General features: G+C 30.5%; 27 protein-coding genes. 8 read left to right on the forward strand and 19 right to left on the reverse strand.

Features of this window, described 5'->3' with window-relative positions; translation table 11 throughout:
* The first annotated feature begins 87 nt into the window (after positions 1-87).
* The 3 genes from NSQ15_RS10515 to mntC are packed head-to-tail and all read left to right on the forward strand — an operon-like array spanning position 88 to position 2,594.
* Positions 88-834 carry a metal ABC transporter ATP-binding protein gene (locus tag NSQ15_RS10515; RefSeq protein ID WP_070452607.1) on the forward strand — a complete coding sequence of 249 codons (747 nt, stop codon included), beginning with the start codon at positions 88-90 and terminating at the stop codon, positions 832-834.
* A complete protein-coding gene (locus tag NSQ15_RS10520; RefSeq protein WP_070452610.1) occupies positions 831-1,664 on the forward strand; it encodes a metal ABC transporter permease in 834 nt (277 codons plus the stop codon). The genes NSQ15_RS10515 and NSQ15_RS10520 overlap by 4 nt, the downstream gene beginning before the upstream one ends.
* Positions 1,665-2,594 carry a manganese ABC transporter substrate-binding lipoprotein MntC gene (gene mntC / locus NSQ15_RS10525; RefSeq protein ID WP_217193760.1) on the forward strand — a complete coding sequence of 310 codons (930 nt, stop codon included), beginning with the start codon at positions 1,665-1,667 and terminating at the stop codon, positions 2,592-2,594.
* A 443-nt stretch (positions 2,595-3,037) separates the two neighbouring features.
* Here mntC and NSQ15_RS10530 read toward each other — a convergent pair whose 3' ends face one another.
* The 9 genes from NSQ15_RS10530 to NSQ15_RS10570 all read right to left on the reverse strand — a co-directional run bounded on the left by NSQ15_RS10530 (position 3,038) and on the right by NSQ15_RS10570 (position 12,047).
* Positions 3,038-5,080 (reverse strand): cation:proton antiporter, encoded by a 2,043-nt coding sequence (locus NSQ15_RS10530; RefSeq protein WP_017637195.1) that lies wholly within the window; start codon positions 5,078-5,080, stop codon positions 3,038-3,040.
* A 533-nt stretch (positions 5,081-5,613) separates the two neighbouring features.
* Complete coding sequence (gene mnhG2, locus NSQ15_RS10535) at positions 5,614-6,069, reverse strand: Na+/H+ antiporter Mnh2 subunit G (RefSeq protein ID WP_017637194.1); 456 nt, start codon at positions 6,067-6,069, stop codon at positions 5,614-5,616.
* The gene (mnhF2, locus tag NSQ15_RS10540) at positions 6,044-6,346 is read right to left on the reverse strand and encodes a Na+/H+ antiporter Mnh2 subunit F (RefSeq protein ID WP_017637193.1); all 303 of its coding nucleotides are present in this window, start codon (positions 6,344-6,346) and stop codon (positions 6,044-6,046) included. The genes mnhG2 and mnhF2 overlap by 26 nt, the downstream gene beginning before the upstream one ends.
* Positions 6,343-6,825, reverse strand: coding sequence for a Na+/H+ antiporter Mnh2 subunit E (gene mnhE2 / locus NSQ15_RS10545; protein ID WP_070452613.1), 483 nt, complete (start codon positions 6,823-6,825; stop codon positions 6,343-6,345). Before mnhE2 ends, mnhF2 begins: the two co-directional genes overlap by 4 nt.
* Positions 6,826-8,325, reverse strand: a complete 1,500-nt coding sequence (gene mnhD2, locus NSQ15_RS10550) for a Na+/H+ antiporter Mnh2 subunit D (protein ID WP_119622665.1) — start codon at positions 8,323-8,325, stop codon at positions 6,826-6,828. It abuts the gene before it with no gap.
* Positions 8,315-8,659: a Na+/H+ antiporter Mnh2 subunit C gene (mnhC2, locus tag NSQ15_RS10555; RefSeq protein WP_017637190.1), complete on the reverse strand. Its 345-nt coding sequence runs from the start codon at positions 8,657-8,659 to the stop codon at positions 8,315-8,317. Before mnhC2 ends, mnhD2 begins: the two co-directional genes overlap by 11 nt.
* On the reverse strand, positions 8,656-9,081 hold the full coding sequence (mnhB2, locus tag NSQ15_RS10560; RefSeq protein WP_017637189.1) for a Na+/H+ antiporter Mnh2 subunit B: 426 nt from the start codon (positions 9,079-9,081) through the stop codon (positions 8,656-8,658). The genes mnhC2 and mnhB2 overlap by 4 nt, the downstream gene beginning before the upstream one ends.
* Complete coding sequence (gene mnhA2 / locus NSQ15_RS10565) at positions 9,068-11,470, reverse strand: DUF4040 family protein (protein WP_217193759.1); 2,403 nt, start codon at positions 11,468-11,470, stop codon at positions 9,068-9,070. Before mnhA2 ends, mnhB2 begins: the two co-directional genes overlap by 14 nt.
* Positions 11,471-11,489: 19 nt before the next feature.
* Positions 11,490-12,047 carry a tyrosine-type recombinase/integrase gene (locus tag NSQ15_RS10570; RefSeq protein ID WP_017637187.1) on the reverse strand — a complete coding sequence of 186 codons (558 nt, stop codon included), beginning with the start codon at positions 12,045-12,047 and terminating at the stop codon, positions 11,490-11,492.
* Between the two features lie 141 nt (positions 12,048-12,188).
* Here NSQ15_RS10570 and sroA point away from each other — a divergent pair, with 141 nt between their 5' ends.
* The 5 genes from sroA to sarA all read left to right on the forward strand — a co-directional run bounded on the left by sroA (position 12,189) and on the right by sarA (position 15,577).
* Positions 12,189-12,395, forward strand: coding sequence for a sigS mRNA-stabilizing protein SroA (gene sroA / locus NSQ15_RS10575; protein ID WP_017637186.1), 207 nt, complete (start codon positions 12,189-12,191; stop codon positions 12,393-12,395).
* 10 nt (positions 12,396-12,405) lie between these two features.
* Entirely contained in the window at positions 12,406-12,627 is a 222-nt protein-coding gene (locus tag NSQ15_RS10580; RefSeq protein WP_340747150.1) for a DUF2922 domain-containing protein, read from the forward strand.
* A 189-nt stretch (positions 12,628-12,816) separates the two neighbouring features.
* Positions 12,817-13,746: a DMT family transporter gene (locus tag NSQ15_RS10585; RefSeq protein ID WP_070452621.1), complete on the forward strand. Its 930-nt coding sequence runs from the start codon at positions 12,817-12,819 to the stop codon at positions 13,744-13,746.
* A 140-nt stretch (positions 13,747-13,886) separates the two neighbouring features.
* The gene (locus NSQ15_RS10590) at positions 13,887-14,849 is read left to right on the forward strand and encodes an HlyD family efflux transporter periplasmic adaptor subunit (RefSeq protein WP_252650140.1); all 963 of its coding nucleotides are present in this window, start codon (positions 13,887-13,889) and stop codon (positions 14,847-14,849) included.
* A 353-nt stretch (positions 14,850-15,202) separates the two neighbouring features.
* A complete protein-coding gene (gene sarA, locus NSQ15_RS10595) occupies positions 15,203-15,577 on the forward strand; it encodes a global transcriptional regulator SarA (RefSeq protein WP_029056403.1) in 375 nt (124 codons plus the stop codon).
* A 220-nt stretch (positions 15,578-15,797) separates the two neighbouring features.
* Here sarA and NSQ15_RS10600 read toward each other — a convergent pair whose 3' ends face one another.
* The 10 genes from NSQ15_RS10600 to NSQ15_RS10645 form a co-directional block, all read right to left on the reverse strand.
* A complete protein-coding gene (locus tag NSQ15_RS10600) occupies positions 15,798-16,601 on the reverse strand; it encodes an alpha/beta fold hydrolase (RefSeq protein WP_029056402.1) in 804 nt (267 codons plus the stop codon).
* 381 nt (positions 16,602-16,982) lie between these two features.
* A complete protein-coding gene (locus tag NSQ15_RS10605) occupies positions 16,983-17,699 on the reverse strand; it encodes a hypothetical protein (RefSeq protein WP_070452627.1) in 717 nt (238 codons plus the stop codon).
* Between the two features lie 373 nt (positions 17,700-18,072).
* On the reverse strand, positions 18,073-18,579 hold the full coding sequence (locus tag NSQ15_RS10610; RefSeq protein WP_017636350.1) for an SA0570 family protein: 507 nt from the start codon (positions 18,577-18,579) through the stop codon (positions 18,073-18,075).
* A 155-nt stretch (positions 18,580-18,734) separates the two neighbouring features.
* Positions 18,735-19,523, reverse strand: coding sequence for an alpha/beta fold hydrolase (locus tag NSQ15_RS10615; protein ID WP_029056400.1), 789 nt, complete (start codon positions 19,521-19,523; stop codon positions 18,735-18,737).
* Positions 19,507-20,229: an HAD family hydrolase gene (locus tag NSQ15_RS10620; RefSeq protein WP_029056399.1), complete on the reverse strand. Its 723-nt coding sequence runs from the start codon at positions 20,227-20,229 to the stop codon at positions 19,507-19,509. Before NSQ15_RS10620 ends, NSQ15_RS10615 begins: the two co-directional genes overlap by 17 nt.
* A 52-nt stretch (positions 20,230-20,281) precedes the next feature.
* Positions 20,282-21,232: a FecCD family ABC transporter permease gene (locus NSQ15_RS10625; RefSeq protein ID WP_070452631.1), complete on the reverse strand. Its 951-nt coding sequence runs from the start codon at positions 21,230-21,232 to the stop codon at positions 20,282-20,284.
* A gap of 147 nt (positions 21,233-21,379) precedes the next feature.
* Complete coding sequence (locus NSQ15_RS10630; RefSeq protein ID WP_340747151.1) at positions 21,380-22,276, reverse strand: ABC transporter substrate-binding protein; 897 nt, start codon at positions 22,274-22,276, stop codon at positions 21,380-21,382.
* 308 nt (positions 22,277-22,584) lie between these two features.
* On the reverse strand, positions 22,585-23,931 hold the full coding sequence (locus tag NSQ15_RS10635; RefSeq protein WP_340747152.1) for an MATE family efflux transporter: 1,347 nt from the start codon (positions 23,929-23,931) through the stop codon (positions 22,585-22,587).
* Between the two features lie 215 nt (positions 23,932-24,146).
* Positions 24,147-24,656 (reverse strand): DUF805 domain-containing protein, encoded by a 510-nt coding sequence (locus NSQ15_RS10640; protein ID WP_029056396.1) that lies wholly within the window; start codon positions 24,654-24,656, stop codon positions 24,147-24,149.
* Between the two features lie 2 nt (positions 24,657-24,658).
* Entirely contained in the window at positions 24,659-25,171 is a 513-nt protein-coding gene (locus NSQ15_RS10645) for a DUF805 domain-containing protein (protein WP_017636357.1), read from the reverse strand.
* Positions 25,172-25,317: the final 146 nt, after the last annotated feature.

Here is a 25,317-nt window from a genome sequence, read left to right on the forward strand (position 1 = left end):
ACGAATCTACTTGACATGTTAAAACTTCTCAGTTTATTATAATATAAATTAGGTTAGCCTAAACTTTTAATTAGGAGGTGTTAATATTTGCTAGAAGTTAAGAATTTAAATCTATTTCTAGGTAATAAACATGTTTTAAAAGACATCAATTTTAAAATTCCTATCATCGGAGAAATTATAGGAATTATGGGACCTAATGGCGCAGGTAAATCTTCTATGCTCAAATCATTAACAGGAGATTTTCATGCATCTGGTACTCAGTTATTATATGAACGTCCAATACATAACCAATTGAAACGTATGACTTACATACCTCAAAAATCAAATATCGACTTAGATTTCCCCATTAATGTTGAAAAAGTTATCTTATCCGGATGCTATGGAGAGATAGGTTGGTTTAATCGACCGAGACATGATACTAAAGTTCAACTCAAACATTTATTAGAGGATTTAGATTTAACGTCATTAAGACATAAACAAATTTCAGCATTAAGTGGTGGACAACTTCAGCGAGTACTAGTCGCAAGAGCACTTATGTCTAAAAGTATGCTTTATTTATTCGATGAGCCTTTTATTGGAATAGATTTTAAAAGTGAACGTTTAATTATAAATAAAATTAGACAACTTAAAGCTCAAGGTAAATTAATTCTTATCGTACACCATGATTTATCTAAAGCATCACATTATTTTGATCGAATCATGTTACTTAACCAAACTTTAAAATACTTTGGTAGTACTGAAGATGCACTCAATAATGACACCCTTTTAAACGATACATTTTTGTCACAATCACCTCGTCAAAGTTTAGCACGAAAGGAAGTGACCCAGTCGTGAATGATTTTTTAGCTCATATATTGAATTATCAATTTTTAAATAGGGCTTTAATTACATCGATGATTGTTGGCGTAGTATGTGGCACTGTCGGGAGCCTTATTGTTTTAAGAGGTTTGTCATTAATGGGTGATGCAATGAGCCATGCAGTATTACCTGGGGTGGCATTATCTTTCCTTTTTGGAATACCTATGTTTATTGGCGCATTAGTGACAGGAATGGTTGCCAGTATTTTAATTGGTTTTATTACTTCTAAAAGTAAGACCAAACCTGATGCAGCAATTGGTATAAGTTTCACCGCATTTCTCGCATTAGGTGTTATATTAATTAGTTTAATTAACAGTACAACAGATTTGTATCATATTTTATTTGGTAATTTACTAGCAATTACACATACAACATTCTGGACAACGATTATCATTGGTCTATTTGTTTTATGTCTTATTGTAATATTTTATCGACCTTTAATGATTTCTACTTTCGATAATACCTTTAGTAGAATGAATGGCTTAAACACGACAGCTATACATTATTTTGTCATGTTGTTACTTGCTCTAGTAACTGTTGCGAGTATACAAACAGTAGGCATTATTTTAGTAGTTGCGTTATTAGTAACACCCGCTTCTACTGCATTCTTAATATGTAAACATTTATATAGCATGATGGCAGTAGCAAGTTTTATAGGTGTTATTAGTTCAATTATTGGACTTTATTTCAGTTACATATACAACGTACCTAGTGGTGCAGCTATCGTTCTTTGTACTTTTGCTATTTATGTCATCACCTTAGGTATTACAACACTTAAAAATAAACAGAAAAGAGGCGTTGTTTAAATGAAAAAATTAATACCTTTATTACTAGCATTCTTTATTATCTTAGCTGGATGTGGCCAGTCGCAAGATGACAAACAGGATGCCGATAATCATAAATTAAAAGTAGTTACAACAAATTCAATTTTATATGACATGGTTAAAAATGTTGGCGGAAAACATGTTGACGTCCATAGTATCGTACCTGTAGGACAAGATCCTCATGAATATGAAGTCAAACCTAAAGATATTAAAAAGCTAACCGATGCAGACGTTATATTTTATAATGGATTAAATTTAGAATCTGGAAATGGTTGGTTTAAAAAAGCATTAAATCAAGCTGGAAAATCTATCGACGACAAAAAAGTCATTGCTGTATCTAAAGATGTTAAACCGATTTACCTCAACGGTGAAGAAGGCAATAAAGATAAATTAGATCCACACGCTTGGTTAAGTATTGAAAATGGTATTAAATATGTTAAAACAATTCAAAATAGTTTAATCAAGCATGATAACACTAATCAACAATATTACAAAGATCAAGGCCATCAATATCTTTCTAAACTAGAAAAATTAAACAAAGACAGCAAAGATAAGTTTAATGACATCCCTAAAGAGCGACGTGCCATGATTACTAGTGAAGGTGCTTTCAAATATTTCGCAAAACAATATGATATTAAACCAGGATATATTTGGGAAATTAATACTGAAAAACAAGGTACACCATCACAAATGAAACAAGCTATTCAATTTGTTAAAGATAACCATATTAAACACCTTTTAATAGAAACTAGTGTAGATAAAAAAGCAATGCAAAGCTTGTCTGAAGAAACACATAAAAATATTTATGGCGACGTATTTACTGATTCTATCGGTAAAAAAGGTTCAAAGGGTGATTCATATTACAAAATGATGAAATCAAATATAGATACGATTCATGGTAGTATGAAATAATATTTTAAATTCACTTGTTCAATATATACAACGACTTAATATAGTAGATGGCTGGGATAGAATGATTATGTGATTTAAATACCCAGCCACCCTATTAAGTCATATCTTGATAACTAATAGTCTCATATCGTGCGTGAATTTTATATTATCCTCCTAAAATATAAAATAGTTCTCTCACGCACGATATGGTGGTGTTAGTCTATCTCATCTCATTTATGTAGTGGGCTTAAACATTATTTAATCTCCCATGCGGTAAAGGTAATATTTCATCCCCCTTTACCAGTAGTTTTAATAAGACAGTTTATGTAAAATAGGTTCGTTTTTTCCCGAAAATTTTCAATCCTAGTATACTGACTGTCAATGTTATAAAGTCATCCCTAGTACACATAGGAAAAAAGCTCGTGAGGTTCATCCTCACGAGCTTCCCTATTTTTATAATGATTCTATGACATACTATCAACGATGACCATTTCATCGTAATTAATAGATTCTCTAAGTTTTAATGCAGTGCCTTCAGTAACTTCTTCGTCTTCTATTAATTCTCTAAGTATACGTCTTTGTTCACGCAATGCATTGAGTTTTATACGTGTTAACGTATTTTCGCTTGCAGAATTAAAGAAATTGTTTGGTGTTAAGTTATCTATACGCATTAAATAACCATCACAAATCATACCTACTTCTAATTTGTTATCATTAGTAGCTTCTTGTCCTAATCGTTTAACCACATTATAGTGAACCATCTTGTTAATTTTAACAAGTTCTAATAAGTTATCTGTAACGCTTAATGAAGATGCTGAATTGATTGTTGTTTTCACACGACGTTTCAAAAGCATACCTCTAAATAATACAATGAGTCGACGTATTAATGAAGCTTGTCGATATACTTGTGTACGTTCAGCATAACGCATATAGTTTTCCAAAATACTATTAGTGATATCTCCGTCATCAACTAATTGTTCCAATGTTTTCGTTTCTACATTAAATGCAATTTTTTGAAGTCTTTCAAGTTCTTTAGAGTTTTCATCATCTTTCTCTACTGATTTTAAGAATGTTAATTTATCATGATATTCCTTAATCACGTTACCATATCGATAACTTGTTTCAAAAGTTGATCTTTGATTTAGGTAGTCTATAACGTGTTCTAAAATGTAAATTCTTGCCTCTTTGAAATTCATACTACCTACTTTTACTTCAGGCGCATTAGCAGTTACAAATGGTAATAATAGTTGAGCAGCAACTAAACTTATAATAACCATTCCTGAAGCAATAAATAACAAATCGTTGCGATAAGAAAAATCTTGATGATTAGCTAAATAATACGGTAGTGTCAACGCAATGGCCAGTGAAATTGTTCCGTGAACACCACATAAAGTCATAATCAAAGCATATAAACTTCGCTTAGGTGGCTTTTCTGTTGTGTTATTGCCATCATCGTCTTGACTAATCATTTTTTGGAATGGACTGACTGATAAATAAAAATAAGGATATAATACATAAACCCATAAAAATCTAAACAGATAAACAGCCAATGCTACGAGAACAGTTATGACAATTAAAAAGATCAAATTGTGTGGTTCTGTTTTAATAATATTAATCACAACTTCAGGAACTAAAAATCCTAATATTGAAAATACAAAACCGTTTAAGACATATCCCAAAATATTCCATGTATGGTTATAACTCATTTGTAATCTTGTACGCGTTTGTGCAATTCTATCACGTTCAAAGCCGTGAACTAAGCCTGCTAACACTGCGGCGATAATACCAGAAGCATGGAATAATTCTGCCACTAAATATGTAACGAATGGTGTTAATAATTGAATAAACGTAAACATATTAATGTTTTCTATTCCACGGCGCATTAACGTCAATCTAAAACGAACTAATGCCATTCCAATAAGCAATCCTACAATTGCACCGCCTATAGAAGCAACTAGAAATTGCTCAATAGATTCCATTATTGAGAACGTTCCAGTTACAAGTACTCCAACTGCAATTTTAAATGAAATGATACCGGCAGCATCATTTAATAATGATTCACCTTCTAATATCGTCATTGCACCTTTAGGTAACACTTTCCCATTTGTAATTGCTTGCACGGCAACTGCATCAGTAGGACATAAAATTGCTGCTATGGCAAAAGCTGCACCCGTTGGTAATTCTGGCCATATCCAATGAATGAAAAATCCTACGCCCACTACAGTAGTAATAACAAGACCTAACGCCATCATCATAACTGGTTTTATATATTTTCTTAAATGGACCCTTGAGACATTAACGCCTTCTACAAATAGTAGCGGTGCGATAAGTGCGACCATAAATAATTCCGAATCAAAATTAAACTCAACAGGAATTGGAGTGATAAATAATAGCATACCTAAAGCAATTTGAATGAATGCTAATGGTACTTTCGGCATAAATGTATGAACAAATGAACTAATAATAACAACGCCGACAAATATAAGTAATGTTTCAAATATTTCCAAACTTTCACCTCTTTAATAAATTATTTTTGGGATGAAAATTAAGTAAAAAATAATGGAATTGATGTACTTCAGGGGTTAAATAAAGTAGAAGCGATTATTAAATAAAAAGCAAAACGTATATAACGGCATAATTGAATCCATTTGATAATTAAGCAGTAAGAATTCAATTAAGTTATCACAAATTGGTTTTATCAATACATCAATAATATAAATATTAATTGAAAAGTAAACACATAGAGTCTAAACGAATTTTATGATTTTGGAATGTTAAAGTACTGCACTGGTTAACAATAACGTCCAATATCAAAAGCCCAAAAGTCACACTTTAAAGTTCCAAACTCATAAAACATTTTTATCACTTTCCAATAAATAACTACTTAAATTCACAATTTTCCTTGTTCAATATTTTATCATTATTTTACATAATACTTAAATAAATCGCACCTTTATTTCTCATATTTTTCTGACAAATATAAAAGCAATTAAACACTTATTTTTTAAAGTGTCCAATTGCTTTATTTCTTTTCCACAAATTATTTATAGAGCTTCTTCTTATCTTTATAATATAATTTTTCTCTTCTTTCTTCTCTCAATTTTGCTCGTGTTTTTAATTCTTCAGGCGAATTGAATTCATTTTGGCTGAGTAAAATCGAAGACTGTCTTGGCACATCATCTTTTCTATACATATAGGCACCATTTCGATAAGCAGCACGCGCTACCAAATGCATTCCAACTGGAGATGTTAAATTAATAAAAACAAGTGATAATAATAATCTAACACTGAAAAATCCAGCGTTCATAGTAAAGTAGATTAATACACCAATGATAGTCAATAATACAGATAAAGTAGAACTTTTCGTTGATGCATGACTACGTAAGAAGACATCTTGGAATTTCACAATACCTATCGCACTAATCAATGCGATAATACTACCTAGAAAAATTAAAATAGCAGAGATGAGGCTAACGATTTCTTTTATTGTTTCCATTGAAAACGCGACCTCCTCCAATAAATCTAGAAATGGATACTGAACTAACAAATGAAATAATCGCTATTAACATAATTGAATCTAGAAACGATACAGTATCCATAATGACACTCATGACACCAACAATCGACATCACAACTGCACTTGTCGCATCGAATGAAACAACTCTATCAGCAGTGGTTGGTCCTTTAATTAACCTAAGCAGACATATTAATAATGCAATACCAAATATAACCAGAGCTGAAATAATAAAAAATTGAGTCAAAGCCTGTATCATCGTGTCACCTCCAAGATTAAATCTTCATATTGTTTAATATTACGTAATAAATCCTTCTTATCTTTATCTGTCACATCAATACTATGAATTAAAAACTTATTTGTGCCTTTCGATATACGTATCACTGTCGAACCTGGCGTGATAATAATCAATATAGTTAAAAATGTAATTGCCCAGTCGTTTTTCAAATTCGTTTCGTACGTTAATAAACCTGGGTTCATATCTTTAGTTTTAAATAAAATATAATTAATTGTACTAATACTAGCTGTAATCAATTGATATAAATAAACCATTAAAAATTTAAAAGCAACCCATATTTTTCTTAAATAAAATTCTTGTCCGAAAAAACGATGTAAAATATAAATCACGATAATACCAATGAGATAGCCTGAGAAGAAGGTTGTAAACTTGAATTCATCCTCGTCTTGGAATAATACCCACAAAAATGCAATAACAATATTTAGTACGACTTGATTCATCTAGTTACTTCCCTCCTTCAAATGTGTATTAACGTTTTGATGGAATTTATGTTCATCCATATTTAGTGATGTAGCATTTTCAGTCACTTGTAATACAAGCGGTGCCGCAATACCCATTAATAAAACGACTGCAACGAGTATACCTAGAATACCTGTACGATATTTAGGTATCTTCTTGAAGTCTACTTCTTCACCATCTTGATCGCCAAAATACATCACAAATAATATTCTAAACAAGCTATACATAGCGATTAAACTTGTCACGATCATTAAACCTAGTCCAATGTAGTTACCATTTTCAATTGCACCTTTAAAAATAAGTACTTTTCCTGGAAATCCACTAAATGGAGGTACACCGCCAATAGCTAAAATCATAACGACAAATGCTATTCCAAAAAATGGCTCACGTTTGGCAAGTCCGCTCAAGTAATGATATTGACGATAGCCTGAAATGTAAACTAGACTACCTACAATGAAAAATAATAACGTTTTAACGATAATATCATTTGCTAAATAGAAAATAGCACCATTCACACCTGAAAAAGTGTGTGAACCTAAACCAAGAATGACAAATCCTATTGATAAAATAACTTGGTAGGCAGCGATTTTTTTAATATCTTTATAAGCTAATACACCAAAAGCGCCTATTATCATCGTTAAACATGACATAAAAATAAGTAGTGGATGCGTCACATTTTCATGATGATGGAAGATTAATGTAAAGAAACGTATTAATGCATAAGCACCTACTTTAGTCATTAATGCTGCAAATAGCGCTGCTAGTTCTGTATTTAATACTGCATATGCTTTAGGTAACCACATGAATATGACAAGTGCTGCTTTAGAACTGAATGCAACAAGAAATATAAGTGAAATCATTGTCACAGTTTGATTATCTTGCATATGACTCAATCTCAATGCAACATGTGAAAAATTAAGTGTCCCTACTGTCTTATATAATAAGCCAATTGCGAAAAGTAAGAACCATGATCCAATAATATTTAATACGACATAAATAATGGCAGCACGTAATTGTTCTACAGATTGACCTAGCGTAACAAGTACAAAAGATGCAAGTAACATAATTTCAAACATCACATATAAATTAAATAAATCAGAAGTTAAGAATGCACCTATGACACCTACAGTTAAAAACAGAATAAATGATGGTAAATGAAATCGATTGACACGTTGTTCACCACGACCAAATCCATATGCCATGATTAAAGTAACGACAAAAGATGTTATGGTTACCATTAATAAACTTAATGAATCACCTAAAAACTGTATTCCAAATGGCGCTTTCCAACCCCCAAAGTCTAATGTGATGGGATGATGATTCATTACATAAATTAGTAATAATAATGAGATAATCGTATTCACTATCATTGTATTGATACAAAGAAATTTCGATACTTTATTTTTATCTTTGATAAATACTAGTATTAAAGCGCAAAGAAATGGGAGTAACATTGGCAATATTAATAAATTACTCATTATCTTCTTCACCCCTTAATACATTGATTTCATCTTCTTTTGTTACACGATATGTTCTATAAATTAATACAAGTAAAAATGCCGTCATACCAAATCCAATAACAATCGCTGTTAATACAATTGCTTGTAGTAGTGGATCCACAAAATGTTGATGACCGCCCTTAATAAGTGCTTCAGACATTCCAGGACCATATTGACCCATACTCATAATAATCAGATTACCGGCATGCGTATATATGGAAATACCAATAACAATTCTAATTAAATTAACCGATAGAATCATATACGTACCAATAAATACTAAAAATCCTATTACTAATAATAAAATGAGATTCATGATTTACCCCCACTTATTGATAGCATCACCGTTACAATAACACCAACAACGGTTAGTAATATGCCTAGTTCAAATAAAGTCACAGTAGTCGCATGAACGTGACCTATTAGAGGTAAAGCAATATCCGCTTCAGTTTGGTATAAAAATGGCTTCCCGAAAAATGTTGGTACAATAGCAGTCATTACTGATACTAAAGAACCTATAATCATTAACTTTTTAAAATCAATTGGCAAACTAATCAGTACCTGTTTAACATCAAACGCAAGGAACATAAGAATAAATGCCGAACTGAAAATCAAGCCACCAATAAATCCACCACCTGGATTATTGTGTCCCGCAAAGAACACATAGAATCCAAATGTTAATAAGATAAACACAACAATCTTAGTTACCGTTCGTAGCACTACATCATTCTCTTTCATCTTGTCCCCTCCGATCTTTATAAGTTAATAATGTATAAATCCCAAGTCCTGCGATAATCAATACTAGACCTTCAAATAAAGTATCTAGTGCTCTGAAATCTCCTAGGATAGCGTTAACTATATTTTTACCACCAGTTAATTTATCTGCATTTTCATAGAATTTAGATATTGTTGGCATACCGTCAGTTTGCTGAGTAATGAATATGAGTGAAACAACAGTAACCGCAGTAATCAATGACACAATGATTTTGATTGTTTCTTTTTTAATATTCGCTTTTGCTCTCGGAACGTTAGGTAATCTAGAAAAACTAACGATAAATAGTATAGTCGTTATTGTTTCAACTACTAGTTGTGTCAGTGCTAAATCAGGTGCTTTCATCGCAATGAAGAATAATGTAACAGCAAATCCTATAACACCATTTAACACAACCATTGTCAGACGTTGTCTAATAAATATAAGTACAATTCCGATAATCAATGTAACAATTGATAAAATAACTTCTAATGGTCCAAAAGTAGATACATGTAACTCATGTACATGTGGAAAGCCTACACGAATATAGCCATACATAATTATGGCAACAAAGATGAGCAAAGTAATGATAATGTAGTGGTTAAGTTTGTTTTTCATCAACATTCTTATACTATATCCAGAATAAGCTTCAAACTTTCTATAAATAGCCATATAAGTATCTGTTATAGAAGCATGTTTGATTAATTTGTGTGTTAAAGATTTCCACTCTACCATTAAAGCTAAAGCTATACCTACAACGATGACAATAATACTTAAAATAAGTGGTAAATTAACGCCGTGCCATTGTGAAATATGCGGTGCGATGTTATCCACTTGTGTACCTTTAGCTGTAACTGATCTTAAGGCTGGTAAAATGATGTGCTGACCAAAAAGATTAGGAATAACGAATATAATTGGTATTAATATCATTAATACTAATGCGGGCAAACTAAACGCTACAGGTTCATGAATATTTTTCTTAGTAAAATAATCTTTATTAAATTTGCCCCAAAATGTTTCTTTAATCATGTAAAGTGCATAGGTAAAGGTAAAGATACTAGCTATTACACCTATAGCAACAACAATGATTGTTAATGTAATATCAAATTGGTCTAAATGTATAGCCTTTACTAATGAATCAAAAAACATTTCTTTACTTAAAAATCCGTTTAAAAATGGCACTCCTGCCATAGATAATGCTGCTAGTAACATTGTGATATGCATTTTAGGGAACAGTTTACGCATTCCATTTAAATAACGTATGTCTCTCGTTCCAGCTTCATGATCGATTATACCTACACCCATGAATAACGCACATTTAAAAATAGCGTGATTCATTAAATGAAATAATCCGGCAAATAACACTAAAACATAATACTCTGATAATGAATCTGAAGGATGTTGTGCATAACCGCCGCCAATACCTACCATCGACATCATCATGCCTAATTGACTAATAGTTGAATACGCTAAAATCCCTTTTAAATCGTATTGTCTTAAAGCTGTAATAGAACCAAATAACATAGTTATTAAACCTACAAATGTCACAATATAAATATAGACATCACTTAATCCTAATACTGGAGTAAAACGGAATAATAAGAAAATACCCGCTTTTACCATAGTAGCTGAATGAAGATAGGCACTAACTGGGGTTGGTGCAGCCATTGCTTTAGGTAGCCATACATGAAATGGAAATTGTGCAGATTTGGTAAAGGCACCTAATAATATCATTAACATCATTGGCATAAATAAAGGATGATTAATAATATGATGACGTTGTGCAATAATCTCTGTAATCGTATTTGTTCCAGTCATCAAATACAACATAATAAATCCTGTCAATAATGCTAATCCACCAAATACAGTTATCATGAAGGACTGTATAGCTCCCAACTGACTATTACCATTATCATACCAATAGGATATAAGTAAAAATGATGAAACACTTGTTAACTCCCAAAAGATATACATCAAAATGGTATTATTTGAAAGCACAATTCCTAACATACTAAACATAAATAATAATAAATAAAAGAAGAATCTAGGTAGGTTATCCGTATGAGGCGATAAATATTGAGTAGCATAGAAAAATACCGCTACACCTATAAGTGAAATAATTAAAGCAAACATTAAACTGAGTCCATCTAGCCTCAAGTCAAAGTTAATATCTAGCGAAGTCATCCATGGAATATGCAACGTAATCATATGTTGCTGAACAATCTGTGGTATCTTCGCAATAAAATAGATTGATGAAATAATAGGGGCACATAGTGCTATATAACCTGCCAACGCATTCATTTTACGATGTAACATGGACAATAGCACTAGACCCATAATGGCTACTAATATCACCATTAGGTTTAACAAGCCCATCAAAAGCCTCCTTTTTAATTTATAAATTCAACGCAATAACAGTATTATTATGAGTTTTATCTTTAATACCAATAAACTTCATCGTTTCATGCGTTGTTTGGTGTCCTAAATATTTTTGAATAATAGAAATAGAAATACCTGATTGATAAGCGTGATAGGCAAATGTCTTTCTAAGTGTAGTTAACCCAACATGCGGTATATTAGATTCTTCAGCTGCCTTATGAATAATGCGATATGCTTGTTGCCTAGATAATCCCTTACCGGTTCTTAATGATTGGAATATAAGTTTATCTTCCTGAATTTGATAATGATTAATATAATCTTGTAACTCATTTCTTAAATCTGGGGGCAATAAAATTTGTATAGAGGGGTCAACATTGTCAATCCAAGTTGATTTGATATTTCCACTTTCAACTGACTTTAGTCTATGGACTTTCATATTTAATAATTCACATAACTTAACACCTGTATGTATCGCAAATTTAAATAATAAATAATCTCTTTGTGAACGAGATCGCAATATAGTGTACATTTTTTGTATGTCTTCTGTATTTCTAATAGGTTCTACTTGATTCATACGTCCTCCTGAAAAAAGTTTCTTATTCAATGATAAATCATATTTATGTAACATTAAAGCAGTTTGCTTAAAAATAAATTAATAAATAGTGTCCCTTTTAAAATTTACTTTCGATATATAAAGTGAAAGGAGGTCATAACAATGAATGAAGTTAACCAACTTGTAGTTGTTTTAACACGTGTCACTTATGATTCAGAAGGTAAAGCAACTCAACACAAACGTCGTTTTTCAAATTTAAAGCCCACTGCTACAGATGAACAAATCAAAACGTTTTCTTCTATTATTGAACGATTAACTGGAGAATCATTCGATAAAGTTGAAGCAATTAGAACTCAAGCATTAGTATAGGAGGACTAACATGAAGACTACATTAGATCTTGTATTCAAAAATCAATTAGACAAACCTGTTAAGTTACATATACCCGAAAATGACAGCTCTATAACTGAACAAATTGCAAAAGAATGTATGAAACAGTTATTAAAGTTAGATATTTTAAAATCAACTGAAGGCCCAATTAATAAAATCTATGCAGCGTATATCGTAACTAAAAATACTCAAATTCTTTTTGAAAACAAATAGATAGTGCCAATTTGATATTTAAACCGCTTCTCACTGAACAATGATTCAGTAAGAAGCGGTTTTTTTATTATCATAGAATATGAATATTATGATCTCATATTTCTCTATATGATTTAACGCCATCTATTTTATATAACCCTTATTTCCGTTATAATTAATTCACTATATAAGAAATGAGTGACACACAATATGGCTTTTCTATACTTTTTAGGTATTTTTGTAGGTATGTTAATCCCAATACAGACTTCAGTGAATTCAAGACTTAGTCAATATACGAAGTCTTCTTTTTATGCTTCAACAATTTCTTTCGGTGTTGGCACAGTATGTTTAATTATTCTTAATTTAATCATTAATCCTCAAATGTTGACGCCAACCTTCCTTACTCATCAAGACATCAATTATCATTGGTTTATCGGTGGTTTATTAGGTGTATGTTTCTTAACAGGAAATTTATTATTATTACCTAGACTTGGTGCTGCGCTTACAGTAGTCATTACTGTGGCTGGTCAGATTATCATGGGTGTCACAATTGATACGTTAGGTTTGTTTGGTGCAAATGAACAATCATTCACCCTTTTTAAAGCCGTTGGAATTATATTATTACTCATCGGTATATTATTAATGAATCAAATACCTAAAGACAAATTAATGGGGAAATCTAATTCTCGTTTATATATATGGTTAATTGTAGGATTTATTTTTGGTTGCGCACCTCCTATACAAACTACAATTAATAGTGCGTTAGCTAAAGAAGTTGATTCTTCTTTCTTTGCTTCCCTCGTCTCGTTCACTATAGGTACTATCGCTTTATTGATTTTGACTCTTATATTCCATAAAAGTTTAAAAGTACATCGTTCACATGAAAAATTAGGTCAAATTAAACCTGTTTATTTTGTCGGTGGTGTATTAGGTATGGCATTTGTCACTTCAAACATCGTATTAATGCCTTTTCTAGGTGCCGCTCTGACAACTATTGTAGGTATGCTAGGTCAAATGTTAATGGGTGTCATTATCGACCACTTTGGTTTACTAGGTACGCCTAAAAATAAGATTACTCTTCGTAAATGCATAGGATTAGTCTGTATCGCAATTGGCATTATACTATTACGTTTATTCTAATCGAGTTCTATTTATGAACTCGATTTTTATTTATTTTATTCATATTAACAATAAATTTATACAAAATTAAAATCTAATTTAATTTCAGTATACCTCAATATAATATTGTATTGTATAATATACCCATCTATTTCCACGAGGTGAACTTATTGAATTTAAAAAAACTAACTATTTTTATTTTATCCACTCTATTGTTAATTATTTCTCTCTACTTTGGATTTTACTTCTATCATTCTTCTCAACAACAATCTCAATCCAATCAATTCAAAACTATAAAGGTTAAGCATAAGCTTTTATTATCTACAATAGGAACTCAAGAAGCAGTCAAAAGTTTTAACATTTACTATAATGATCAACTTGGTTACATCAACCAATTCTTAGTTAAACATCAATCAAGTATCAAAAAAGATACACCCCTATTCGAATATTTTAACCCCTCTAAACAAAAACAACTTGAGCAACAACAACATTTAACCCTTTCTCAAATCCAAAAAGCATATCCCAAGTTATCGATTCAACAACAACAACAATTACTTGAAAGAACTTTAATGACATCACAATTTGTTAAAGATAAATCTGAAACCCGTACAACTATTTATTCTCCAATTTCTGGAAAAGTACACTTTTTTACTCAATCACCTTCAAAAAGTAACAACAAAATAATGCAAATTAATAGCCAGGAGCGCATCATCCGTGCTAATATATCAGAATCCGAAAAAGATAAATTAAGAATTAATCAAGATATTTCAATCTATTCTAATGATAAAAAAAGTTTTATAGGAAAAATAAAATATATCTCAGATATTCCACAACAAATTAAAAGTAACCAATCCACGTACCAAATTGAAATATCAACTCAACAACATTTCGCTATTGGTACACACTTTAAAATCAAACTTTTCTCAAATGATATTCTCGTCCCTAAAACAGCATTAATTGATAATAAATATGTACTTGTACAATTAGGTCATCGTTTAGTTAAACGACAAGTTACATATCAATTAACAGACCAAAAAAATATGATTAATGTTACTCAAGGGTTAATGTTAAATGAAAAGGTCGTTGAAGCACCTTCAAAGTCACTACAAAGTTCTTATAAATAATTTATTTGTAATAATTATTGCAAAAACTTTACTTTTCAGTTGTTTTTTTATTAAATTACAGAAAATTTGAATTTGTTATGATAAATTTGTAATTGAAAAATGCTATATATATGAAAAAATGTTATACCATAATCAATAATTAGTTTTATAAACACTTATTTGTTTACTTCTTAAATTTATTTAGTTATAATTAACTAAATAATATAGCATTAAATATATTTCTTTAAATAAATTTAATACTAAATTATGGCAGACACTTCATATTTTTCAAAAAAGAGATATAAATATATAAAATCGGGTAAAGACACTTATAAAGGTATATGTAAGTGTATATAAATAGGGAGGTTTCAGTAATGGCTATTTCAAAAATAAATGATTGCTTCGAGTTACTAGCAATGGTCACTTATGCTGACAAATTAAAAAGTATTATCAAAAAAGAATTTTCAATTAGCTTTGAAGAATTCGCAGTTTTAACTTATATTAGTGAACACAAAGAAGAGGAATATTACCTTAAAGATATTATTAACCATTTAAACTATAAACAACCACAAGTTGTTAAAGCGGTTAAAAACTTATCACAAGAAGATTATTTCGATAAAAAACGTAACGAACATGATGAAAGAACTGTATTAATCTTAGTTAATACTAAACAACGTAAAAAAATTGATGAATTATTAAAACGTGTTAATAATCGTATTACAGAAGCAAACGACGAAAACGAAGTATAAGTCTCGTATTGAAGTATAGCTTTGTTAAAAGATACGCATATTTTAGCTACCAACTTAATATACTTTAATGTACGTATCTATTTTGCTTACCTATCTTGATAAAGATAGGTATTTTTTAATGATGAATTGTTTGGAAGATGATTAAAATGTGTCTGACATTAAAAAGGTTACTTATCATGATTTAGCATGATAAGTAACCTTTTTTGCTTATCTAAATAAACTATTTAGATATCCAATGTTCAATTGAACTTATAAAATCTAAGTATACATTTATAAATTTTTCTGGCTCTTCAATATGTGGTGCATGTCCTGACTCATTGAATATCATTTTAGTAATATTTTCAAAATGATCATCAACACAATAATTGATTTTATCTTTAATTAACGGATCATAGAAACCATTTATAATTAATGTTGGTACGTTAACCAACTGTGTAGCTTCTTGTTCTTCTGCATTAGAAGATATTAGAGCTCTAATCGCTATAGCACTTTCTTCTGCTGAAGGTCTGCTATACATTCTTTGATCTTGAAACCATTTCATTGTATTATCTTGTTCTTTAAATAGAAATGGAAATAATAATAACAACGCTTCGGATTTATTAAAACCAGCAACTAAATCTTGATGATCCACCATCAATTGTGTGAAACCATGAGCAATATCCTCCCTTTTAGAAGAAATCGCAGTTAACGAAATGGTTTTAAAAGGATATTTTTCGGTGAAACGTTTTCCAATTAATCCGCCCATATCATGTCCTAAAATATGTGCCGAGCTTATGTCTAATTGATCCATTAACATATATAAGTCTTCAATGTGATCTTCTAAATCATACACTTCACATCGTGACGATTTCCCATGACCACGTACATCATAAGTTATGACTCTATAGCGGTCACTTAATTGTTCAGATAATTGTTTAAATGCTGCTAAGTTGCCATCTAATCCATGAATTAATACGATGGGAATGCCTTGCCCTACATCACGATAAGCAATTTCAATTTCATTGCTTAATTGAACTTTATCCATAGTGGCACCTCCCTTTAGTAATTACTATACCCATTTGAAAATATCTTTACGCCAATATTTAGAAGTTCTTAACAATTTATTGTTTAGAACTTCTTATGCATGAGCTTTAGCTCAGGCGTTCCTCTGCAACTTAGTAATTTTATTACTTAGAACTTCTTAGGGCGCTACTCTGAAATCTCTGATTTCTTAGTGTTGCCCCCGCAATGATGATTAGATAGTATTCAACTTACTTTAACCTTATAAATTTCTTGTTACATTTTTTCATTTAAATGTACGAGCCTGGGACATAAAACAATGTCTCAGGCTACATTTAGTGTTCAAATAAAATAAAGAAAAGCCTTCATAAGACTTTTTCTTAATGAAGGCTTTAATATAGATTTATTAACTTTTTGTACGTTCTGATAATTTAATAGTGCAGTAAATAATTAATATCACTAATAAAATCCAAATGACTAATGAGAATATTTGTGCAACATCTGGATTTGAAACCATAGCATCAATCGTTTTTTGACAAACTAACAATCCCAAACCAGTGAATTCTAATTTTCTAAAATAAATTCCGATTATAGCTAAAACAATTCCGACAAAGAAAACAAATTGATGGCCATATATTGATATTGGAATAATCGACCAATTAAAATGGAAACCTTGCATCGTAATGAGTATAATCGCAATTGCTGCTATAATAAATCCAAATATCATTTCAAACCGGTTACTGTAGAGATAGTTCTTTTTATTAATTCTGACATAAATCCAAATTGATATTGGAAAAATAACTAAACAATAAAATAGACTGATACCAGTAATCGCCTGAAATTGAACATACTGTTTATCATATAAATAAGAAATCAGAATAAAATTAATGATAAAAAAGATAATAGGATTAAGTTCAAGAGCAAATAAATTACGTTGAATAATCAATATAATTTGTGCTGGAGATTTACCTCTATATTCTATATAATCTTGGTCTTTGGCTTCTGACTTTTGGATATCTACACGAAACTTTTCTTTTATATCATCAATTAGATTAGGCGACATACCTTTATGACTGAAATAGTCATTGATATTTTCAAGTAAAACTTTATCATTTACCCTCATATTAAGCTCCTTTAATAACACTTTCTTGATGTTCATTTTATTCGATAAACTACTTAAGAAGAAAACTTAAGCATACTATTTTCACTCTATACATAAATTTTAAAATATTAAACACGCTTTAATTACTATCAATATAGCATTGTAACATAATATTTTCGTGATTTCTTTACACTTAAATTTAATTTTATACTAATGGTTAAGTTTATCCTAGATAAAATAAACTAATTTTATTTATTCAAAACACAAAATAACCGACAAACATATATTCAAAATATTGATGTACACCTTTAAAGTTGAACTAAGTTCCTAACTTTATGACATGTATATCATTTATGAATATGTTTATCGGTTATTAGCTATTTTAAACGCTATTTTATTTACCTAAATCCACTCTATAAAGTTTTACATTTTTATCTTTAGGTGAATTTGAGCTAAATTGATAGCTTGCATTTTTATCTTGGATATAACCAAAGTTACCAGTTACTTTATTATAATGTACACGGCTTACAGCACTAGGGCTTACATTTTGTTTAACTGATTTATATGTTGGTCCGTCAGCTTTATTATAAGTCATAGATACACGTGTCACGTGACCTTTATCTTTTTTGCCATCTGCTGTAACTAATAGAACGCCTTTATGTGTTCTAAATTCATAATAGTGTTCTGACCCATTTTCATTATAAGAATAAATTGGATGACTATATTTATTTAAAACACTTTGAATAGACTCGCCTATTTTAACATTTTCTAATGATTGATCGCCTTGAGTGATTTGTTGAACGGTTTGAAGTGAATTTCCAGTTGCTGCTTCAACGTGATTAACGTTTACTCCTGTGACAACTAGACCTGAAACAAGTAATGATGCCATTAGCTTTTTCATAAGCACACGCTCCTTTTTATCAATATCTCTTTCTTGTGCTTACTGTTAGTATACTATAAATATTACTAAAATGACAATAATATTACAAAAACATTACAAATTTCATTCTAAAGTCTTACATAAACCCTTCATTAAACCAATGTTTACATTGTTTATCAACGTATGTGTTGCTTGATAAATGTGGATACATCATCAATAAACTTATGTTCCTCTTCTACAAATGGATATAAACTAGAAGCACTATACACTAAAAATTCTCCGTGTACTATTAAATCTAATACTTCTTTCGCTTCTAATGTTGTTGTTCTTTCTCCATATTCTCCAGCAATAATTAGCGTCGGTGCCTCTACTTCTGAAAATACTTCAGCAATACCCTTAGATTTAAATACCTCTTCGATAGCTTGTATTTCCTCTTTTGTTGAAATAGCATTCGTATCTTCTACATGTTTTAAAAATTTATTCATTTTACGTGGTTTGTAATATTTTTTATTATTTAAAAATTTAGACTGTTCCTCATCATTCCAATTACGTATTTTATGAGCATATTTTCTAAATAATCGTTCTTCAGGTAATTCTCCCTCAACAGATGTAGGATTAACTAAAGTTAATGAAGAAACATAGTCAGGATATCTTACAGCCATATCAGATATAATCATAGTAGCTAGTTCATGGCCAATAAATGCAGCTTGGTCTATGTATATGTAATCTAATAATGCGATAATGTCATCTGAAAACTCTTTAAATACTATGTTTCTAGGCTTATCAGAGTATCCATGCCCTCTTAAATCGATCAACACCACTTGAAATGATTTAGCAAGCTTTTTAGCCAAATTATTAAAAACAGAATAATTATCGTATGCTGTATGAACAAGCACTACAGGATAACCCTCGCCTAACGTATTGTAGTGTAATGTTGTTCCATCATTTCTAGTAAATAAATCCATTAGATTGTTCTCCTTCTAAGTTAAAGTTTTTCGGTAATATATCTAATAATTCTTCGATTGTTGTAATTGTAAAATCTACTTCTTCTTTAAGAGGCTCTATTTCAGCATATTCTTGTTTATACCATACACTTACCATTCCCATGGCACGTGCAGGTGCGACATCATTTAAAGCATCGTCTCCGACATACATAATCTCCTCTGCTTTAACATCTAGTTGATCAATCATATCTTCAAATATTTTTGGATGGGGTTTTCGATAACCTACTGTTTCAGAAGTAGATAAGTAATTAATCACATGCATAATACCTAAAGAATGTAATCTGAATTGCTTTATTTTTGATTTCCCATTAGCTATAACACCAATAAGATAGTCAGCATTAGACAATCTCTCCAAAGTGTATAACGTGTCATAATAAGGAAAGACATAACGATAGAAATGCATCTCAAAGTCATTAAATAAATCTTTCCAAGTTAATCTATCAATATGAAATTGCTTTATAATTTCTTTATACAAATCCGGTTTATCATTATCTTCATCATCATCTAACTCGATAAATTTATTTTTAAAATCAGCGAGCTGTACATGGACAAAATAATCATGAAATCTTTCATATTGTTCTTCTATAAATTTCTCACGTGATTTTACTCGATCTAGCAATGTCCCCTCTAAATCAAAGACAATTGCTTTTATATGACTCAAATCCATCTTAGTAACCTCTTCATAGTTTATTAATTCCTATTTTAGCAAATGAATAGGATTAGCGTAATACTTTATATTGAGATAATAATATATAACATAATACTGGTATACCTAGTAATGCCATGACTATACTGGCTGGTATTTGTATTGGATGAATAACCGTACTTCCTATGAAATCTGCCATTATCATAACAGTAGCCCCAATGATTGTATTCAAAATCATCTGTATTCCTAACTCAAAACGCCAATAATAACGACGGACTAATTGAGGCACAATCATACCTATGAAGCCGATAATGCCCACATAGGCTACGACAACTGCCGTTATAATTGAAGCTATAGTAAGTACTATAAATGTAATACGTTGAACATTTAAACCTAAAGACTGCCCCTTCAATTCACCCAGTTGCAATAATTTAATAGAACGGATTAATAAGGATAAACATACAATAGCTACAATTAATACGATAGCTATCACTATATTATTTTCAATTTCAGCAGAGGCAAATCCTCCAAATAAATAGTTGGCTACTGAATTTAATTTTTGTGGCTTAATTAAAATCAAAATATATAATAAAGCATTAAATAAGGCACCTATCATCAAACCAATGAGTACTAAAACTCGCACAGGATACCCGTGAGATAATGCCATAGTTAGTCCTAACACTATTACAAGTGTAATAAGACTAAAGCCAATAGAGAAAAAAGGAATCCATAAGAAACTTAAACCAAGAAAAAGTGCTAAACCTGAACCAAATGTTGCTCCACTTGCTAACCCCAACGTAAAACTATCAGCTAATGGATTATTAAGTACAGTCTGAAACATTTGACCTGCTAAAGTTAAAGTTGCTCCCGTAAGTACAGCTTCTATCACTCTTGGTAATCTAACTTTCAATAAAATAGTTTGATTAAATGGATCTGATAAATCACCAATTTGCCATACCAAACTTATTAAAGTAATCACTATTAATAATAATGCCCATATTAAAATTGTTTTCAACTTTTTCATTTTATTCTCTTTCCTATTTACAATATAGATATCGTGCTCATCATAACAAATTTTAAATAAAAAAAGTACTAGCCATTCAAGTTACCACCTATCTAAAAACTTTACTTATAGGTCTGACATGTTTCTGCTAGTACTTTTAAATTCATATTATTTTTTATAAATAGCGTCTCTTAATTCTTTTAATCCATCATCAATTCTAGGTCCTGGTCGTGATATTTCGTCACCATTTACCGTTTCAATACGATTGTGTTTTACCCCATTCGTTTTATCGAATCCACCACGTTTTTCTATGATTTTTTTATAATCAGATTGGGGCATTCCTTCAGTTGAAATAAATATATCTGGATTATGCTTTATAATACTTTCTTTGCTTACAGATTTCCAACCTTCAATATCATTAAAGCTGTTTTTAGCTTGCAGTTTGTTTAACATATCATTAAAGAAAGTATGTTGACCTGCTGTGTAAATATCTGGTTTTGATGATACTTCAATAAATACATTTTGTTTTTTATGATGCTTTGGAATAGATTGCACTACTTTATTTACATTGTCTTTCGTTTCTTTGACTAATTGATTCGCTTGTTTTTCTTTATGCGTTAACTTTCCTATAGATTTAAATGTATCGTATGTTTCATCAATTGATTGAGTATCTTTCACATAGACGACCTTAATCCCGTCTTTTTTTAGTGAATCTAATACTTTTCCAGATGATGATTTTTGTGATTCGTGCGCAAGTATTAAATCAGGTTTTGCTTTTAATAACGCTTCTTTATTTAAGTTCATTGAATCAAATTGCTTTTTCCCTTTTTTAACATTTTTAGGGTAATCATCTACTGTAGATACACCTACTACATTGTCTCCTAAACCAAGTTCATATAGAATTTCTGTGTTGCTTGGCATTAGCGAAACGATTCGATGATATGGTGATTTTCCATCAGAAGCTTGTTTATCTTTATTATTAGATGATTTAGAATCATTACCTTGACTGCAACCTGCTAGAATTAAAATTGTAGCTATCATGACTATCCACAAATGACGTTTCATATATTCTCATTCCATTCAGTTTAATTTTTATATGTATAATCTTTCTTTTAATCATATCAAATTCTATACAAATTTCATTAGGTTTTTCATTTTTTCAAAATATAATTTATTTTTACATTGATTTTAAACAAAAATGAGGTTGAGACATAAAGTTTTTGTGCTCTGGGAAACCGATTAACGGCGTCCCAAAAGCAGGATTTTCGGCAGAAGCTCTCACGATTCGACAAAATTTGAGAAACAATTTTGCTCATCGTTCGGTTCTGCTCAAATCCTAAGCGCTTTTGTCCCGACCTCTTTGTTTTAATCTATTACTTATTTTCTTCAGTGATGACTTTTTGATCCCATTTTCCAAATTGATAATATGAGACTGCAAAGATACTACTTATAATAAAACCAATTCCCATACCTATAGCAATACCATTTTGACCAAACATTTTTGGAAAAAGCTCAGTTAATGGAAATCTTAGTATCCAGAATGAGATGATATTTAAAATTAACACTTGATACATGGCTCCTGATGCTCTCACAATACCATTAAACACAAAATTTAAGCCTAAGAATGGATAACAAAGCGCTACAATTCTCAAGTAATGACTCCCAAAATTAACGGCTTCAGGATCTTGAATAAAGAATCTAATTGCAACATCTGCAACTAAAATAACAATTAATGCAATCGTAGTCATAATCATGAAATTATATAATGCAGATACTTTGGCAATTTGTCTAACTCTTTTCCAATCACCAACACCAATATTTTGACCTGCCATACTATTTACTGCCGTTCCAAGTGCCATTGCCGGTAACATGATTAAACTATCTAATCTTTGAGATGCACTAAAACCAGCTACAGTATCTCCACCAAATTGAGTCACTACACTTAAAATAGCTGCATTACCGCCTTGAATAACAGCCATTTGTAGACCGGCTGGTATCCCTAATTTTAATATTAATAACACTTGTTCTATAGATGGTACTTTAGGAATGGTGAAGGGAACTAATTCGTGTTTCATTGAATGATATAAACTATAAATAAATGCTAGACCTTGAGATACAACAGTTGAAAGTGCCGCACCCGCTATGCCTAACTTAAATCCACCTATAAATAATGGGGCTAAAAAAGCATTGAGTACAACAGCTAGAAAAACGATACGCATCGGTGTTTTACTATCTCCAAGCGCACGTGACACAGTATTTACAAAATTATATCCAAATAAGAACAAAATACCTAAAAAGCTTATTTGTAAATAGGTATTTGCTTGCCCTAATAAAGATTCCGGTGTTCCCATCAATAATAATAATTGCTTTGAAAAGATAAATCCAAGTGCACCAAAAATAATTGCCATCGTCGTCATAACAACAACAAAGGCATTCAAATATTGTTTTAAACCTTGATAATCTTTTTTACCGAAAAATTGAGACAATATCGTTAATACTGCGTTATTGAGACCAATAATAAAAGAAAGCATTGTAAGTAAAATCGTCGTTGAAATTGCAACTGCACCTAAAGCATGTGCACCTAATAAATTACCTACCCATAAACTCGCAATAATCTGAAACGAAGATTGAAGAAGGTTTGTAAGCATGATTGGTCCTGAGAAAAAGAATAAAGATTTAAATATATTACCATGTGTAAAATCTCGTTGATTACTTGGCATGAAACCACCCTCATTCATAGTAATTAAACAAGCGACTCGTATTATCATTTGATTATAACTTTTTTATCTTACTTATTCACTAGGATAATGTCAATTTGTAAATATAAGTCCCCTTTTTTAAGAATTAATTTATAGTTGCTGATGAGTTTATACAAAATAAAACTGTATTATAAGCTACAAAGCTCGTAACACAGTTTTAAAAAATTAGTATTTATTTAAGATTGAGTTGTCTCACCTTTAGGATTAGGTCCATATTGGTTTGTTCCTTTTTCACTGTCTTGTATGCAATAGATTAAAGACATAATTGAAATGACAATAGCTAGTATTACAAACGCAAAAGAAATCACACCTAAAATACCAATTAAAATATGGTTATCTTGGTTTATTTGGTAATTAAAATTAAATAAGTTGATAATATTATTACACAATGAAAGAATTGTTAAAATTAGAAAGATAACTGGAATAGTCTTTCCTTTACCTATATCATGAAATCTTCTTACTGATAGTGTAAAAATAACAAAATAAATTAATAAAGCAATCACATTAAATAAAATACCGATTACTATTGTCAAACTACCTGTAATATTAGTTAAGGAACTAAGAATTGCTTCTAGTATAATTAATAAAATAAAATTACCCAACAAGGCCCACCAGAAATCTTTTCTTCGAGTTCGTCCTTCTAATATCAAGGCGTTTTGCCAAGATTTTTTGAATGCATTAATCATAATTAATCTCCTTTATTTTTAACTTTTTTAGGATTGGGACCATACTGATTCGTTCCTTCTTCACTATCCTTAACACAGTAAACTAGAGCCATAATTGAAATGACAATAGATGCTATTGCAAGAATTATTGAGACAATAGCTATAATTATTAATAATGCTACATTTGAATCAGAAATTTGAGAAATCCATTTATAATCCTCACTAATCTGATATATAGGGGATAGTAATGTTAAAACCAAATAGATGATTGGTATTGTTTTTCCTTTACCTATATCATGAAATCGTCTCACTGATATCGAAAACATAGGTATTGCCAGCACAACATAAAATATATAAAACACAATATCGTATAAAACTTTACCATTTTCCATATGTGCAAAAACTAATGCAGCAATAATCGCCATGATTATTAAACAAATAATATTTAATAAAGCACCTAACCAAAAATCTTTGCGTCGTGTCCGTCCTTCACACGTAAAAGCATATTGCCAAAACTTTTTATATGCATTAATCATAATCATTTCTCCTATTTTTTCTTATCTCCTATTATATAATTTATATATTGTTTTTCAAACGTTTTCAAAATAATAGTAATTTATAGTTATGATTAATTTTAAAATGATTATTATATGATTAAAGTTCACAAAATCAAAGAATACCA

It is taken from the genome of Staphylococcus sp. FSL W8-0774, assembly GCF_038006785.1.
Taxonomy (GTDB): Bacteria; Bacillota; Bacilli; order Staphylococcales; family Staphylococcaceae; genus Staphylococcus; species Staphylococcus pasteuri.

What these genes read in the sequence shown, in the direction of transcription:
- mntC (WP_217193760.1), top strand. Translation starts at nt 1,665, where the DNA reads ATGAAAAAATTAATACCTTTATTACTAGCATTCTTTATTATCTTAGCT.
- mnhB2 (WP_017637189.1), bottom strand. Translation starts at nt 9,081, where the DNA reads ATGAAAGAGAATGATGTAGTGCTACGAACGGTAACTAAGATTGTTGTG.
- NSQ15_RS10640 (WP_029056396.1), bottom strand. Translation starts at nt 24,656, where the DNA reads ATGATTAATGCATTCAAAAAATCTTGGCAAAACGCCTTGATATTAGAA.
- NSQ15_RS10620 (WP_029056399.1), bottom strand. Translation starts at nt 20,229, where the DNA reads ATGGATTTGAGTCATATAAAAGCAATTGTCTTTGATTTAGAGGGGACA.
- sroA (WP_017637186.1), top strand. Translation starts at nt 12,189, where the DNA reads ATGAATGAAGTTAACCAACTTGTAGTTGTTTTAACACGTGTCACTTAT.
- NSQ15_RS10580 (WP_340747150.1), top strand. Translation starts at nt 12,406, where the DNA reads ATGAAGACTACATTAGATCTTGTATTCAAAAATCAATTAGACAAACCT.
- NSQ15_RS10600 (WP_029056402.1), bottom strand. Translation starts at nt 16,601, where the DNA reads ATGGATAAAGTTCAATTAAGCAATGAAATTGAAATTGCTTATCGTGAT.
- mnhC2 (WP_017637190.1), bottom strand. Translation starts at nt 8,659, where the DNA reads ATGAATCTCATTTTATTATTAGTAATAGGATTTTTAGTATTTATTGGT.
- NSQ15_RS10625 (WP_070452631.1), bottom strand. Translation starts at nt 21,232, where the DNA reads ATGAAAAAGTTGAAAACAATTTTAATATGGGCATTATTATTAATAGTG.
- NSQ15_RS10570 (WP_017637187.1), bottom strand. Translation starts at nt 12,047, where the DNA reads ATGAATCAAGTAGAACCTATTAGAAATACAGAAGACATACAAAAAATG.
- NSQ15_RS10615 (WP_029056400.1), bottom strand. Translation starts at nt 19,523, where the DNA reads ATGGATTTATTTACTAGAAATGATGGAACAACATTACACTACAATACG.
- mnhF2 (WP_017637193.1), bottom strand. Translation starts at nt 6,346, where the DNA reads ATGATACAGGCTTTGACTCAATTTTTTATTATTTCAGCTCTGGTTATA.
- mnhG2 (WP_017637194.1), bottom strand. Translation starts at nt 6,069, where the DNA reads ATGGAAACAATAAAAGAAATCGTTAGCCTCATCTCTGCTATTTTAATT.
- sarA (WP_029056403.1), top strand. Translation starts at nt 15,203, where the DNA reads ATGGCTATTTCAAAAATAAATGATTGCTTCGAGTTACTAGCAATGGTC.
- mnhE2 (WP_070452613.1), bottom strand. Translation starts at nt 6,825, where the DNA reads ATGAATCAAGTCGTACTAAATATTGTTATTGCATTTTTGTGGGTATTA.
- mnhA2 (WP_217193759.1), bottom strand. Translation starts at nt 11,470, where the DNA reads ATGGGCTTGTTAAACCTAATGGTGATATTAGTAGCCATTATGGGTCTA.
- NSQ15_RS10585 (WP_070452621.1), top strand. Translation starts at nt 12,817, where the DNA reads ATGGCTTTTCTATACTTTTTAGGTATTTTTGTAGGTATGTTAATCCCA.
- NSQ15_RS10645 (WP_017636357.1), bottom strand. Translation starts at nt 25,171, where the DNA reads ATGATTAATGCATATAAAAAGTTTTGGCAATATGCTTTTACGTGTGAA.
- NSQ15_RS10635 (WP_340747152.1), bottom strand. Translation starts at nt 23,931, where the DNA reads ATGCCAAGTAATCAACGAGATTTTACACATGGTAATATATTTAAATCT.
- NSQ15_RS10630 (WP_340747151.1), bottom strand. Translation starts at nt 22,276, where the DNA reads ATGAAACGTCATTTGTGGATAGTCATGATAGCTACAATTTTAATTCTA.
- NSQ15_RS10610 (WP_017636350.1), bottom strand. Translation starts at nt 18,579, where the DNA reads ATGAAAAAGCTAATGGCATCATTACTTGTTTCAGGTCTAGTTGTCACA.
- NSQ15_RS10605 (WP_070452627.1), bottom strand. Translation starts at nt 17,699, where the DNA reads ATGAGGGTAAATGATAAAGTTTTACTTGAAAATATCAATGACTATTTC.